Origin of the sequence: Ralstonia chuxiongensis (assembly GCF_024158925.1) — a bacterium.
GTDB lineage: Bacteria > Pseudomonadota > Gammaproteobacteria > Burkholderiales > Burkholderiaceae > Ralstonia > Ralstonia chuxiongensis.
In genome coordinates this window covers 672,051-686,403 of the sequence record NZ_JAMYWC010000004.1, presented here as the reverse complement: position 1 = coordinate 686,403, position 14,353 = coordinate 672,051, and the positions used below count along the sequence as shown (strand labels likewise).

Here is a 14,353-nt window from a genome sequence, read left to right as displayed (position 1 = left end):
GCGTGCTCAGAAGCGGGGCAGGTCCGGATGCGGCAGCAGGCCGTTGCGCACGTGGAGCTTGCCGTATTCGGCGCAGCGCGCGAGCGTGGGGATGGCCTTGTCGGGGTTCAGCAGGCGCACCGGGTCGAAGGCCGTTTTCACGCGCAAAAAGGCGTCACGTTCTTCCGCCGAGAACTGCACGCACATCGAGCTGAGCTTTTCCACACCCACGCCGTGTTCGCCCGTCACGGTGCCACCGAGTTCGACGCAGGTCTCCAGAATGTCGGAGCCGAACAGTTCGGCGCGGTGCCACTCGTCCTGGTCTTCGCCGTTGAAGAGGATAAGCGGGTGCATGTTGCCGTCGCCCGCGTGGAACACGTTGATGCAGCGCAGGGCGTACTTCTGCTCCATCTGCTGGATACGCCGCAGCAGCGTGCCGATGTGCTTGCGCGGGATGGTGCCGTCCATGCAGTAATAGTCCGGCGAGATGCGGCCTGCCGCCGGGAAGGCGTTCTTGCGACCGCTCCAGAACTTCAGGCGCTCGGCTTCGCTTTGCGACACCTGGATGCGCGTGGCGCCCGAGGCGCGCAGCACTTCGCTCATGCGGGCGATTTCTTCGGCCACCTCTTCGGGCGTGCCGTCGGATTCGCACAGCAGGATGGCCGCCGCATCGAGGTCGTAGCCGGCGCAGACGAATTCCTCAACTGCGGCGGTGGCGGGCTTGTCCATCATTTCCAGCCCGGCCGGGATGATGCCCGCGGCAATCACGTCGGCCACGGCGTTGCCGCCGGATTCCACGTTGTCGAAGCTCGCCATGATCACCTGCGCCAACTGCGGCTTGGGGATCAGGCGCACGGTCACTTCCGTCACCACGGCCAGCATGCCTTCGGAGCCGATCACCGTTGCCAGCAGGTCCAGGCCGGGTGCGTCGGGCGCTTCGCTGCCGAACTCGACGACCTCGCCATCCATCATCACGGCGCGCACGCGCAGCACGTTGTGCACGGTCAGGCCGTATTTCAGGCAATGCACGCCGCCCGAGTTTTCATTGACGTTGCCGCCGATGGTGCAGGCAATCTGCGACGACGGATCGGGTGCGTAATACAGCCCGTGCGGGTTGGCGGCTTCCGAGATGGCGAGGTTGCGTACGCCCGGCTGCACGACCGCCGTACGCGTGTAAGGATCGACCTTGATGATGCGTTTGAACTTGGCCAGCGACAGCACCAGCCCGCCCGGCGTCGGCATCGCGCCGCCCGAGAGGCTCGTCCCGGCGCCGCGTGGCACCACGGGCACGCCCATGCGGTGGCACACGCGCAGGATTTCGACGACCTGCGCCTCGGTATCCGGCAGCACCACGGCCAGCGGCACCTGCCGGTAAGCGGCGAGGCCATCGCATTCATACGGGGTGGTGTCTTCGCGCTCCCAGAGCAGTGCGTCGTCGGACACGATCTGGGACAGCGCGGCGGTCAGCTCGGCCTGTAGGGCAGTCAGATCGCGGGCGGTGGCGGACAACGACGATGGCGCATTCATGGGGTGTCTCTCATGGTTCTGCCCGCCAGCGCTGGCCGGGGTGGGAGGCACTATAGCCCGGCCGCCGCGCCGCGCGGCGTGTTAAGGACTTTTGCTGCGATGAATTTGGCTCGCCGGGGTGGCCAATGTGGTTCATCGCGATGCAGCAAGGGTTCACTGTTCGTTCGCGGAGGTCCGACCTGCACGATCGAGCCTTCGACCATCGACGGTGGTGCTCAAACCATCGAGCTTCACACTAAAAGTTTCGAATCTGAGGTTCCTCTACCTCACGCGTGAGGCAAATAGAGTCGGCGTTGATGAAAAAAGCAGCAACGTCGGAGCAAAAAGGGCGGTGGGTCCGACCTCTGAGCTGCGATGTCGGACCTCCGAGGTCCGGCGTTGCTGCTTTTTGCATCAATGTCGATGGTCGAGAGGTCCAACGTCGATACTAAAAGTTTCGAATCCGGTGGTTTGAGGTGTAGCCGCGAGGCTCGACTGCCCACAACTGAACGGCTTACCAATCCAGCCCAAGCAACCAATCCACAAACTGCCGCGCCTCGGGCTTCATCGGCGCCTGTTCGCGCTGCACGATGTAATAAGCATGCGGCGACGTCGATTCGATGTCCAGTAGCCGCACGATCTGCCCCGAGCCCAGCCAGTTGCGCGCCATCGCCTGCCGCACCAGCGCAACGCCCTGGTTGGAGGCCACCGCTTCAAGCATCAGGCCGATGTCGTTGAACAGCGAGCCGGTGGCGGGTTCGGGCGCATCTAGCCCCGCCGCCTCAAACCAAGGGCGCCACGGCTCCAGCGGGCTGCGCAGCAGCGTGAGGTTCAGCAACTGCGACGCTTCGGTGATGGTGTTGCCGCTGATCTGCTCGAAGTAGCCGCGCCCGCACGCCGGGAACACCGGCTCGTTGAGCAGCAGCGTGGTCTTCAGGTCCGGATAGCGGCCGGTGCCGTAGCGGATCTCGACATCGGTGTCCTCGGCCTTCACGTCAAGGAACGGGATGGAGAGATGCAGTTCCAGATCAATGTGCGGGTACAGCGCGTTGAACTCCGGCAGACGCGGCACGAGGTGCTGGCGGCCAAACGTGGGCGGAATCGCCACGCGCAGCCGCGCGCGCTGCTTGCTGAATTCCGGCCGCGCCAGTTCGTGCAGCGTGTCGAGCGCGACTTGCACGCTGCGCAGGTAGCGCGTGCCCGCGGCCGTGAGCCTGAGCGCCGTGCCGGTGCGCACGAAGAGGTCTTCGCCCCACAGCTCTTCGAGGTTCTTGATGCGGTGCGATACCGCGCTGGGCGTGACAGAAAGCTCTTCGGCCGCACGCGCGAAGCTCGCATGGCGAGCCCCCGCCTCAAAGGCAATCAACAGATGCAGCGGAGGAACGCGCTTGAAGACGGAGGACATGCGGGCGGTCGCTGGTGGGTGAGTCGGTTACCGGTGGAAGATCTTGCCGGGGTTCAGGATGTGCTTCGGGTCCAGCGCCTGCTTGATGCTGCGCATCAGGTCGATCGCATCGTTGCCGTGTTCGGCGATGAGGAAGTCCATCTTGTGCAGGCCCACGCCATGCTCACCCGTGCAAGTGCCGTCCATGGCGATCGCACGCGCGACGATGCGCTGGTTGATGCGCTCGGCTTCTTCCAGTTCTTCCGGCTTGTTCGGATCGATGAGCAGCGCGACGTGGAAGTTGCCGTCGCCCACGTGGCCGACGATGGGAGCGGGCAGCTGCAGCGCGCTGGCGAGCAGGTCCTTCTCGGTTTCCACCACGCAGTCGGCCAGGCGCGAGATCGGCACGCATACGTCGGTGGTGACGGCGCGGCAGCCGGGCTTGAGCTGCAGGAACGCAAAGTAGGCGTTGTGCCGAGCGTTCCACAGGCGGCTGCGGTCTTCAGGGCGAGTTGCCCATTCGAAGCCTTGGCCCTTGTGTTCAGCGGCGATCTGCTGGACGGTCTCGGCCTGCTCCTGCACGCCGTGCTCGGAGCCATGAAACTCGAAGAACAACGTCGGCATTTCGGGCAGCGTGAGCTTGTCGTATTGGTTGATCGCGCGGATGGCGAGCGCGTCGACAAACTCCACGCGCGCAATGGGCACGCCCATCTGGATGGTGTCGATCACAGCGGACACCGCATCGCCCATGCTCGGGAAGGCGCACACGGCCGCGGACACGGCTTCGGGCTGCGGATACAGCTTCAGCGTGATCTCGGTGATGATGCCAAGCGTGCCTTCGCTGCCGATGAAGAGGCGCGTGAGGTCGTAGCCCGCCGACGATTTGCGTGCACGGTTGGCCGTCTTGATGATGCGGCCGTCAGCGGTGACCACCGTCAGGTTCAGCACGTTCTCGCGCATCGTGCCGTAACGCACGGCGTTGGTGCCGGACGCGCGCGTCGCGCACATGCCGCCGATGGACGCATCCGCGCCCGGGTCGATCGGGAAGAACAAACCGGTATCGCGAATCTCGGTATTGAGCTGCTTGCGCGTGACGCCCGGCTCGACCGTCACCGTCAGGTCTTGCGGGTGCACCGACAGCACGTGGTTCATCTGCGACAGGTCGAGGCTCACGCCGCCGGCCACGGCCAGGAGATGACCTTCGAGCGACGATCCGGCGCCATACGGGATCAGCGGAATCTCATGTTCAAAGCAGAGTTTGGCGACGGCGGCGACTTCCTCGGTGGTCTGCGCGAAGACGACGGCGTCGGGAAGCATCGGGTCGTAGGCGGATTCGTCGCGGCCGTGGTGGGCGCGCACGGCTTCGCTGGTGGAGATGTGGTCGGCGAAGCGGGTGCGCAGCGCGTCGAGCATCGCAGGCGGAATCGGCTTGCGGATGCACTGGGAGGGAGGGGCTGGGTGGTTCATGGCGTCTCGCGTGGGGCGGCGGTCTGAAGCCGGCTCGGGCTGTCATTCTAACGCCGGGGTCATGCCGCCCTTGCGATAATGGCGCCACCAACATTGACGCAATACAGGGAGACGCACCGTGGGCAACCGCCTATCCAAAATCGCTACCCGCACCGGCGACGACGGCACCACCGGCCTCGGCGACGGCAGCCGCACGGCCAAGGACAGCCTGCGTATCGCCGCCATCGGCGACGTCGACGAGCTGAACTCGCACATCGGCGTGCTGCTCACGCAAGCGCTGCCCGACGGCGTGCGCGCCGCGCTCACGGCCATCCAGCATGACCTGTTCGATCTGGGTGGCGAATTGTGCATTCCCGGCTACACGATGGTGACGACCGCGCACGTGCTGCGGCTCGACCAATGGCTGGCCGATTACAACGCCGATCTTCCCCGGCTGGCCGAATTCATCCTGCCCGGCGGCAGCCCCGCTGCGGCACAGGCGCATGTCTGCCGCACCGTCGCGCGCCGTGCCGAGCGCAGCATCGTCGCGCTGGGTCGCGCAGAGACCATCGGCGAGGCGCCGCGCCAATACGTCAATCGCCTGTCGGACCTGTTGTTCGTGCTGGCGCGCGTGCTCAATCGCGCAGACGGCGGCACGGACGTCCTGTGGAAGCGCGACGAGCACAAGCCGACCTGATCGCAGTCGGCGCCACAAAGAAACGGCCCGGCGAGGTTGCCACCTCGGCCGGGCCGTTTGCTTTGCGGCGCGTGGATCAGTTCACGCTGGTCGGCGTGGTCGTGCTTTGTGCCACGGCAGCCAAGCCCGCCAACTGCCCTGGCGCCGTAATGGTCAGCACTTGCGACGGCGTCGGCGCCGGGAAGCCAGCCTCGGTCAGCGCTTCCTTGATCGTGCGGTTGGTGTCGAAATAGACCTGCCAGTAGCTGTCGTTGTGCGTGTACGGGCGCACGGCCAGCACGGGCCCCACTAGGTTGAACTCCAGAATCTCCACATCGACGGCCGGATCGGTCAGCACGTTCGGAATGGCGGCAACCTTCTCCTTGAGCAGCGCGATGGCGGCGCGGTGGTCGGCGCTTCCGGCCAGTTGCGCCTTCAACTCGACGCGGCGGTAGGGGTTCAACGTGTAGTTCTGGATCGTGTCTGCGAAGATCTTGCCGTTGCCGACCATCGTGACCACGTTGTCGGGCGTGTTGATCGTCGTGGCAAACAGGCCGATCTCCTTGATCGTGCCCGTTACGCCGCCGGCCGTCACGAAGTCGCCCACCTTGAACGGCCGCAGCACGATCAGGAATGCGCCCGCCGCAAAGTTCGACAGCAGCCCCGACCACGCCATGCCGATCGCCACACCGGCTGCGGCAATCAGCGCCGCGAACGTCGTCGTCTGGATGCCGAAGTAGCCGAGGATGCCGATCACCAGCAGCACGTTCAGCGTGACGGTGATGATGGAGCCGACATAGCGCAGCACGGTCGGATCGACCTTCTGTCGGCTCAACGAGCCTTCCACCATGCGCACCGCCAGATTGATCAGCCAGCGGCCGACCACCCAGAAGACGATGGCCGCGAGGATCTTCATGCCGACGTCGGCGGCGTATTGCGCCACGATCGCCTGGTACTTGTTTGCGGTGTTGACGGCGGTGTCCGCCAGGGTGTCTGCCATGGATGCCTCCGGGAGAGCAGGGGGAATCCACCTACGATATGTCAAAGGCAACGCACTTGTGTGACTTTGATACGTTGCGCTCACATTTGTTATAGATCTGCGCGGTGATGCGCGCGCAAAGAAAAAGGACGCCCGCAGGCGTCCTTCCCAAATCACGCTGATGGCGTCTTAGTTGCCGCTGCCCGGCACCAGACGGCGCTTGCGCACGGCGTCAGCCAGCGTTTCCAGCACCTTCACCGAATCGTCCCAGCCGATGCAGGCGTCGGTCACGCTCTGGCCGTAGGCCAGGTCGGACACGGGCGTGCCTTGCACGTGGTCCTGGCGCCCGGCGTTGATGTGCGATTCGACCATCACCCCGACGATGCGGTTGTCGCCGGCAGCCATCTGGCGGCCGATGTCTTCGCACACCGGGATCTGGTTCTCGTGCTTCTTGCTGCTGTTGGCGTGCGAAGCGTCGATCATCAGGCGCGCGGCCAGGCCTGACTTGGAGATGGCGTCGCAGGCTTCCTGCACGCTGGCCGCGTCATAGTTGGGCGCTTTGCCGCCGCGCAGGATGATGTGGCAATCCTCGTTGCCGGCTGTCGACACGATGGCCGAGTGGCCGCCCTTGGTGACCGACAGGAAGTGGTGCGGCTGCGATGCGGCCTTGATGGCGTCCACGGCGATCTTCACGTTGCCGTCGGTACCGTTCTTGAAACCGACCGGGCACGACAGGCCGGAAGCCAGCTCGCGGTGCACCTGGCTTTCGGTCGTGCGCGCGCCGATTGCGCCCCAGCTCACCAGATCGGCGATGTACTGCGGGCTGATCACATCGAGGTATTCGGTGCCGGCGGGCAAGCCCAGCTCGTTGATGTTCATCAGCAGCTCGCGCGCGGTGCGCAGGCCGTCGTTGATCTTGAAGCTGCCGTCCATGTGCGGGTCGTTGATCAGACCCTTCCAGCCGACCGTGGTGCGCGGCTTCTCGAAGTACACACGCATCACGATTTCCAGCTCATTCTTGAAGCGCTCGCGCTGCTCAACGAGGCGGCGGGCGTAGTCCATCGCTGCCTTGGTGTCGTGAATCGAGCACGGGCCGATGATGACGATCAGGCGATCATCCATGCCGTGCAGGATGCGGTGCATCGCGTTCCGGCTCTGGTAGATCAGGTCGGACACGGTGTCGCTGCACGGGAATTCGCGGATCAGATGCGACGGTGGCGTCAGCTCTTTCAGTTCGCGAATGCGCAAATCATCGGTGTTCTTCGGCATGGAATGCTCCGGGGATGTGTCTTGAGTTCTATTGGAAACGTCTACTGTGTTCGGATCATGTTTCGCGTCGGTGCCGGGTGGGGCAGGTGACTGGGCGAAAAAAAAAACCGCCAGGGTCGCTGGCGGTTTTCGGTATCTGCTGGGTGCTTTATTTTTGCTGTAAGCGCCCCTCTCCTTCCGCCAGCGGTGCGAGATGCCAAAAGTAAAAGTAAAAAAACTTGGCGAAGGACATGAGAGGAAAACGCGTCGATGCAGGAAAAATTGTGGCGCAGAGGTGACTTGAAACTACTGCGCCGCACCAATCGAACCGTCTTTATAAACCCTTTCTTTGAGGGCCGCAAGCGCGGATTTTCCGGGCCTGCGGCGTCAAAACGACGGTTTCAGGGCAATCAGGCCGTGCCGCCCACCGTCATGTTCTCCATGCGCAGGGTCGGCTGACCGACGCCCACCGGCACGCTCTGGCCTTCCTTGCCGCACACGCCAATGCCCGAGTCGAGGCGCATGTCGTTGCCGATCATCGTCACGTGCTTGAGCGATTCAGGGCCGCTGCCGACCAGCGTTGCACCCTTGACCGGGGCGGTGATCTTGCCGTCTTCGATCAGGTAGGCCTCGCTGGCCGAGAACACGAACTTGCCGTTGGTGATGTCGACCTGACCGCCGCCGAAGTTGACCGCATACAGCCCCTTCTTGACGCTGGCGATGATCTCCTGCGGGTCCTTGTCGCCGCCGAGCATGTAGGTGTTGGTCATGCGCGGCATCGGCAGGGCGGCGTAGCTCTCGCGGCGGGCGTTGCCGGTTACGGGCATCTTCATCAGGCGCGCGTTGAGCGTGTCCTGCATGTAGCCCGTGAGGATGCCGTCTTCGATGAGCGTATTGCACTGCGTGGGGTTGCCCTCGTCGTCCAGGTTGAGCGAGCCGCGGCGGTTGGCAAGCGTGCCGTCATCCACCACGGTGACACCCTTGGCGGCCACGCGCTCGCCCATGCGGCCGGAGAACGCCGACGAACCCTTGCGGTTGAAGTCGCCTTCCAGGCCGTGGCCGATGGCCTCGTGCAACAGCACGCCGGGCCAGCCCGGGCCGAGCACCACGGTCATCGTGCCAGCCGGGGCCGGCTTGGCTTCCAGGTTGACGAGTGCGGAGGAGACTGCCTCGTCCACGTATTCGCGCAGCAGTTCGTCGGTGAAGTAGCCGTAGGCATAGCGGCCGCCGCCGCCGGAGCTACCCATTTCTCGGCGCCCGTTCTGCTCGGCGATGACGGTCACGGAGATGCGCACCAGCGGGCGCACATCCGCCGCGATCACGCCGTCGCTGCGCGCGACCAGCATGACGTCGTATTCACCGGCCAAGCCGGCCATCACCTGCACCACGCGGGGGTCTTTGGCGCGGGCAAGCTTTTCGATCCGCTCCAGCAGGGCAACCTTCTCTGACGCTGTCATCGAATCGAGCGGGTCGTTCGGCGCATACAGCGAGTGGCTGCCCGGGGTGGTGGCCAGGCTGTTCGCCACCTTCACGCGGCCGGCGCCGGCCTTGCCGATGGTGCGTGTGGCGCCGGCGGCCTGCATGAGCGCGGGCAGGCTTATGTCGTCGGAATAGGCAAACGCGGTGCGGTCGCCCGAGACGGCGCGCACGCCCACACCCTGGTCGATGCTGAAGCTGCCGGATTTGACAATGCCTTCTTCCAGGCTCCACGCCTCGTTACGGGTGTACTGGAAGTAGAGATCGGCATAGTTCACGCGGTGCGTGAAGATGTCGGCCAGCGCGCGCTGCAGGTGCGCTTCGTCAAGGCCGTACGGATCGAGCAGCACGCGGCGCGCGATGGACAGATTCTGGATGGCGATGTCGCCTGCGTTCATGATCGGTTCTCGCAAAAAAATTCGATTGGCTTACATCACGCGGTGCTTGAGCGCCGGCAGATCCCGGCGCACTTGTGCGATGCGGGCTGGGTCCATGTCGCCGATGGCAACGCCTTCGCCCTCAGGCACGGAGGCGATGACTTCGCCCCACGGGTCGACGAGCATTGAATGGCCCCAGGTGCGGCGGCCGTTTTCATGGCGCCCCCCCTGAGCGGCGGCGAGCACATAACACTGGTTCTCGATGGCGCGGGCACGCAGCAGGATTTCCCAGTGCGCGGCGCCCGTCACGTAGGTGAAGGCCGCCGGCATCAGAATCAAGTTCAGGTTGCCTTGCGACGCCAGCGCCCGGTACAGCTCTGGAAAACGCAGGTCGTAGCACACCGACATGCCCACGCGGCCGCACGGCGCATCGAAGGCTACGGGCGTGGCACCGGGCTCGATGGTACGGGCCTCGTCGTAGCGCTCTTCACCGCGCACGAAGTTGAACAGATGGATCTTGTCGTAGCGCGCGACACGCAATCCGGCCGGGTTGAATGCGAGGGACGTATTGCGCACGCGCTGTTCGTCTTCGCACCACATCGGCAACGTGCCGCCGACGAGCCACAGCTTGTGACGGCGCGCGGCATCGGCGAGGAAGGTCTGGATCGGGCCGTCTTCGTCGTCCTCGCGGATGGCGACCTTGTCGCTGTCCTTGCGGCCCATCATGCAGAAATATTCAGGCAGCAACGCGAGTTGCGCGCCCTGGGCGGCCGCCTCGGCAAGCAGCGCATCTGCGCGCGCCAAGTTGGCGTCCACGTCGATGGCCGTCACGGTCTGGATGGCGGCGACGCGAAAAGGTGCATCGAAAGGCGCATCCATGCCGGATGCGACGGGGGCCGGAGCAACGGTGGTCGAAGTCATGGCGCCTATTTTGCCGAGGTTTGCGATTGGCTGCCCGAATTACCGTTGGACGCGACTTTCTCGATCTTCGGATCCGCCCAGCTACCGGTCACGTGGTATTGCGTGACGAATGCCTTCGACAGCTGATCGCCCAGGACCAATTGCGCGGCCAGCGTGCCCAGCCCGAGGGCCGGATTGATGAACGCCGCCGCCAGCGAGGCCGACGTGGCGTCCACCTTGGGCGTGACCTTCACGCGTAGGTCCTGCGTTTCATCGAGGATGTTGGCCGAGCCCTGCATGGCCACCTGGAACTGCGGGCCCTTGACGGCGAAATCTTCGGTGTGGGCCACGCCGCTGGCGATGGTGCCGGTGGCCGCCACGCTCTCGAACGGCGTGCCGCGGCCTGTGGCGCTGCGCAAGTCGGTTGCGAAATGCAGCAGCCCCTGCAGGCTCAGCACGCCGGCCAGCTTGGCCAGGCCCGGATCGACCGGCAGGAACTGGCCGCGCTCCAGGTTCAGCGCCATGCGGCCATTGAGCGTGGGGTAGTCGATCGACATGGGCGAGCCACGCCAGACCACGCGGCCTTCGAGCTTGCCCTTGGCACCGTCGATCACCTTGGCGAAGCCCATCTTCTGCAGCAGGTCGCCGGTGTCGCGCAGATCAAGGTTGAAGTCCAGCAGCGTCCGGCGCTCGGGATCATCGCCACCACCGCGCAGGCGTCGCGGGATGCGCCACGTGCCATGCGCCGTCAGCGTGGCGGCGGGCTGCTCGATCTTCAGCGTCTCAAGCGTCCAGACGGGCGCGCCGTCGGTGATCTGATTGCGCGCCTTGATCTCCAGCTTGCCGAGCGCCTTGCCACGCAGGTCGAATTTGTCGGCAACGAGGTCGACCGATGGAATTTCCTGCGAGCTGCTGGCCAGCGATTCGGTGAGCGCAGTCTCTTCCTTCGCATCCGGGATGCTCATGCGCGACAGGCGCATCGTCAGCTCGCCGAAGGGCACAGCAGCACTCTCGGCGTGCCAGCGCGCGCTGCCCGCAATTTCGCGCGAATCAATGGTCGATTGCCAGTTGGGGCCGTCGCGCGTGGCATCGATGCGCACGGCGTTGAAGTCGCGGCCCAGGATGCGCAGCGTTTGCGCGCGGGCGCTCAGGTGGCTGGGCAGATATGCGCTATGGCCGTCAGAGGCGTTGGCGGCATTGGTGGCATTGGCCACGTGTTCGGCGGCAATCTGGCTGGCGCTCTTGTCTGCGGCGGGCGCGGCAAACACCTGGCGCCAGGCGTCGACGTCCAACTGATCCAGCGCCAGGTTGGCCTGCACGCCTTCCTGCGGCTGCGGCACGGGCTGCCGTACGCCGATGCCGCCTCGCAGCACCTCGACGCCGTTGCCCGTGTTGCGTTGTTCGTAGCGGGCGCTGACGATATTGCCGACCTGCAAAACGATTTCGTCGATGGCGTTGTTGGACGCCAGCGGCTGCATTTCGAAACGCACCGGCAGCGGCTGCCCGGCGGCCTTGTTGAGCGGTGCCGGCAGGCGCACCGTCATCGGCGTGAGGTCGGACTGCACCTGGATGAGCGGGCGATGCTGCTTGACGCTGATGGTCGCGCTGTACGGCGCGCTGCCCTCCAGCGAGCGGGCGACGGCGGCCACCGGGCTGTTCTCTGGCGTCGTCTCACGCAGCCCTTGCGCCGATGCGGTGCCCGCCACCTGGATGCGGATCGTGCCATCGGGCGCGGTGCCCCCCGTGGGGCGGATTTCGCCGCCGGCAAAGCGCGCGCGCAGGTTGTCGAAACCGATGCCTTTTTGCGTAAAGGTCAGCGCGCCGTTCACATCGGTGAGCGGTGGCGCCTGCGGAACAAGCGTGACGTCATTGCGTACGAACGTGACGCTGCCCTGGGCGCGCGTCGAATGCATCTCGTGTAGCGGCAGGTCCAGCTTGAGCGCCAGCGTGGCGTTGCCCTGGGCGCGCGCGTCCTTCGTGAAATGCCCGATCCACTGGCCGATGGGACTGGCCTCGACGTATTGCAGGAAGTTTTGCGTGGCGCCGTCGCCGCGACCATCGATGGTGAGCAGCGGGCTGTGGTCGCCCATGTCGGGCAGGCTGCCATTCACGTCCTGCAGATTCACGCCCATTACCTTGGCGCGCGCCACCTTGAACGCCAGGGATGCCCGATCGAAGATCACCGTGCCGTCGATGTTGGTGAACGCCGGCCAGTCGCCCGGGTGCGTGGGCACGCGGCCCGGCGGGTTGTGCGCGGCTTCAGGCGGCGCAGACTGGTACGTCACGTCCTGGATCGGCACTTCCACGCGGAAGACGCCCTTGTGCGGCGGCCGGAACGGGAAGTCGTGCAGATCGCCCGCCAGCGCGAAATCGACGTTGCTGGCCGTACCCGCTTGCAGCGCACCGCCCAGGTAGTCACGCAGATGCTGGCCGATCGACAGCGGCAGGTAGCGCGGCACCCGTGGAACGTTGGCGCGGTCCAGCGTGCCCTTCAGGTCGATGGTCCCGAGATGGCTGGTGTCTGGCGCGTGACGATAGCTGCCTGTGATGCGCGCCGACAGGTCGTCGTTGGAGAACGCAAGGTTGTCGCTGGTGACGACCAGTTCCTGCTTGCGATACGTCCAGTTGAACGTGCCTTGCAGCCGGTCCAGCGGCACGCGGGCGTCGGCAAAGGTGCCGGGCAGCAGCAGGGCGGTGTCGTTGGACTCAATGCGCAGCGTGCCCTTGTCGTTGGAGAAGACCGCGTTGCCGGAGATGTTTTCAACGCCGGGCACGGCTGGCTCGGGATGCTGGCCCGGCGGCACCGCGGGCAGCGCGCCGGGGCCGAACGACACCTGACGCATCGTGGCGCGGCCCGTGAAGTGCACGGGCGCCGGCGCATTTGGCCGCCAGCGGGAGACATCGCGCTGCCAGTTGATGTCGAGATCGTCGATGCGGCCGGATGGTTGCTTGGTACGCAGCGGTTCGAGCACGCGGGCGGGCAGCGGCAGCGCGGTGGCGATGTTGCGCAGGTCGGCCAAATCCAGTGTCGTGGCTTTGACTTGCAGGCTGCGCAGGGCATCGCGCGAGTCGAGCGCCCACCCCACGGTGACGTTGCGCAAGCCGCGCGGCGTGCCGGCCGGGTTGGTGGGCGCCTGGATGCCGGGGCCGGCCAGTTCGGGCACCGACGGCGGTTGGGCGGGCGGGTTCAGGGGCTGCCAGAGCAGCGTGTCGACGCGCAAGGTGTGCTCACCGCGCGCGTTGCGCTGATGCGTGGCCAGCGCCTGGAGGCTGCGCAGCTGCAGCGGGTCCAGATCCTTGCGGACCTGCAGATCGAGTTGCTGCCCTGTCAGCCGCGCCTGGCTGCGCGTGAATACGCCGTCGGCAAATTCCACCGAGCCGTCGGACGTGAGCGTGCCGCTTTTGGCGGCGGCCAGCACGGGAACATAGTGCTGCACGGAAGCCAACTGCAGCGTATCGACCTGCCAGGAAGCCTGGCCGTGCCAGTGGCGCCAATCGCCGGGGCGGGCCAGCAGATCGTGACGGAAATCGGCGTGCAGTTTGATGGGGCCGTTGAACAGCGTGGGCGAGGTGCCGCTGGCCTCCAGCCGGTGGCGCGTCGGGCCGCTGCGTAGCTGCACGCGCACATTGCCCAGTGCCACTTCGGGCAGCTTCTGCTGCTCGTCGAGCCAGCGGACGGCGCCTTGCTGGAAATCGATGTCGCCTTGGGAGAGGAGCTGGTCGAGGAAATCGCTGTCGCCGCCGGTGTTTGGGCCGAGCGGCATGCCCGCAACGAGCAAGGCGCCCTGCGCATTGCGCCGTACCAGCACGTCGGCCTGGCTGGCGTGCAGGGAGGCAAAGGTGATCTGCATGCGCAGCAACGAGCGCCAGGACAGCCGCGCCTGCACGTCCTGTACCGCGAAGGTGCGACGGCCTGCGGTGTCGTGCGCGTCGATGCGCTGGGCGCGGAAGGCCGGGTGCCAGCCCTCCCAGTAGGTCTCAAGCGAGCCGATGCCGACGGTGGCGTGCAGTGCGCTGGACGCCTCGCGCTCCATCCAGTCGCGCGCCAGGCTTGCGCGCGGCCACAGGATGAAGCGCACCGCCAGCATGCCCAGGACGGCCAGGACGGCCAGCGCCGCCGCCGTCTTCCAGAGCACGCGCCACAGCTTGCGCCAGATCGGGGCGCGTAAAACAGTCCCAATGCCCGTGCCGATCCGGCTGACGAATCGCACCAGCCACGCCCAGGCCGTGGGCCGGCCCACCCCGCGTGTGGACAGGGTGCTGGCGTGTCCACCATCGGACTTCGGCGATTCTGGGGGCTGGGACGGGCGAGGCATGATGCGGATTATCCGATATTCAGAAGGCGGCGCCATATTTGGAGTGAGGCGTCGCGCCTGCCCAGC

The 14,353-nt window shown here is 65.7% G+C and carries 9 protein-coding genes; 1 reads left to right on the top strand and 8 read right to left on the bottom strand.

The window, feature by feature from the left end:
- Positions 1 to 6: 6 nt before the first annotated feature.
- The 3 genes from NKG59_RS16760 to NKG59_RS16750 form a co-directional block, all read right to left on the bottom strand.
- Positions 7 to 1,506 (bottom strand): FAD-linked oxidase C-terminal domain-containing protein, encoded by a 1,500-nt coding sequence (locus NKG59_RS16760; RefSeq protein WP_253538940.1) that lies wholly within the window; start codon positions 1,504 to 1,506, stop codon positions 7 to 9.
- Between the two features lie 493 nt (positions 1,507 to 1,999).
- Entirely contained in the window at positions 2,000 to 2,890 is an 891-nt protein-coding gene (locus tag NKG59_RS16755; protein WP_092972487.1) for a LysR substrate-binding domain-containing protein, read from the bottom strand.
- Between the two features lie 27 nt (positions 2,891 to 2,917).
- Positions 2,918 to 4,336, bottom strand: coding sequence for an FAD-binding oxidoreductase (locus NKG59_RS16750; RefSeq protein ID WP_253538937.1), 1,419 nt, complete (start codon positions 4,334 to 4,336; stop codon positions 2,918 to 2,920).
- A 118-nt stretch (positions 4,337 to 4,454) separates the two neighbouring features.
- On the opposite strand from NKG59_RS16750, the gene NKG59_RS16745 reads away from it, so the two are divergent.
- Complete coding sequence (locus tag NKG59_RS16745; RefSeq protein WP_253538934.1) at positions 4,455 to 5,012, top strand: cob(I)yrinic acid a,c-diamide adenosyltransferase; 558 nt, start codon at positions 4,455 to 4,457, stop codon at positions 5,010 to 5,012.
- A gap of 76 nt (positions 5,013 to 5,088) precedes the next feature.
- On the opposite strand, the gene NKG59_RS16740 is transcribed toward NKG59_RS16745, so the two are convergent.
- From NKG59_RS16740 to NKG59_RS16720, 5 genes are all read right to left on the bottom strand, one after another.
- Positions 5,089 to 5,991: a mechanosensitive ion channel family protein gene (locus NKG59_RS16740; protein ID WP_253538931.1), complete on the bottom strand. Its 903-nt coding sequence runs from the start codon at positions 5,989 to 5,991 to the stop codon at positions 5,089 to 5,091.
- A gap of 168 nt (positions 5,992 to 6,159) precedes the next feature.
- Positions 6,160 to 7,239, bottom strand: coding sequence for a 3-deoxy-7-phosphoheptulonate synthase AroG (gene aroG / locus NKG59_RS16735; RefSeq protein WP_012762821.1), 1,080 nt, complete (start codon positions 7,237 to 7,239; stop codon positions 6,160 to 6,162).
- 389 nt (positions 7,240 to 7,628) lie between these two features.
- Complete coding sequence (tldD, locus tag NKG59_RS16730) at positions 7,629 to 9,092, bottom strand: metalloprotease TldD (RefSeq protein ID WP_253538928.1); 1,464 nt, start codon at positions 9,090 to 9,092, stop codon at positions 7,629 to 7,631.
- Positions 9,093 to 9,122: 30 nt separating this feature from the next.
- Positions 9,123 to 9,992, bottom strand: a complete 870-nt coding sequence (locus NKG59_RS16725) for a carbon-nitrogen hydrolase family protein (protein WP_253538925.1) — start codon at positions 9,990 to 9,992, stop codon at positions 9,123 to 9,125.
- A 5-nt stretch (positions 9,993 to 9,997) separates the two neighbouring features.
- Entirely contained in the window at positions 9,998 to 14,287 is a 4,290-nt protein-coding gene (locus tag NKG59_RS16720; RefSeq protein WP_253538923.1) for a YhdP family protein, read from the bottom strand.
- Positions 14,288 to 14,353: the final 66 nt, after the last annotated feature.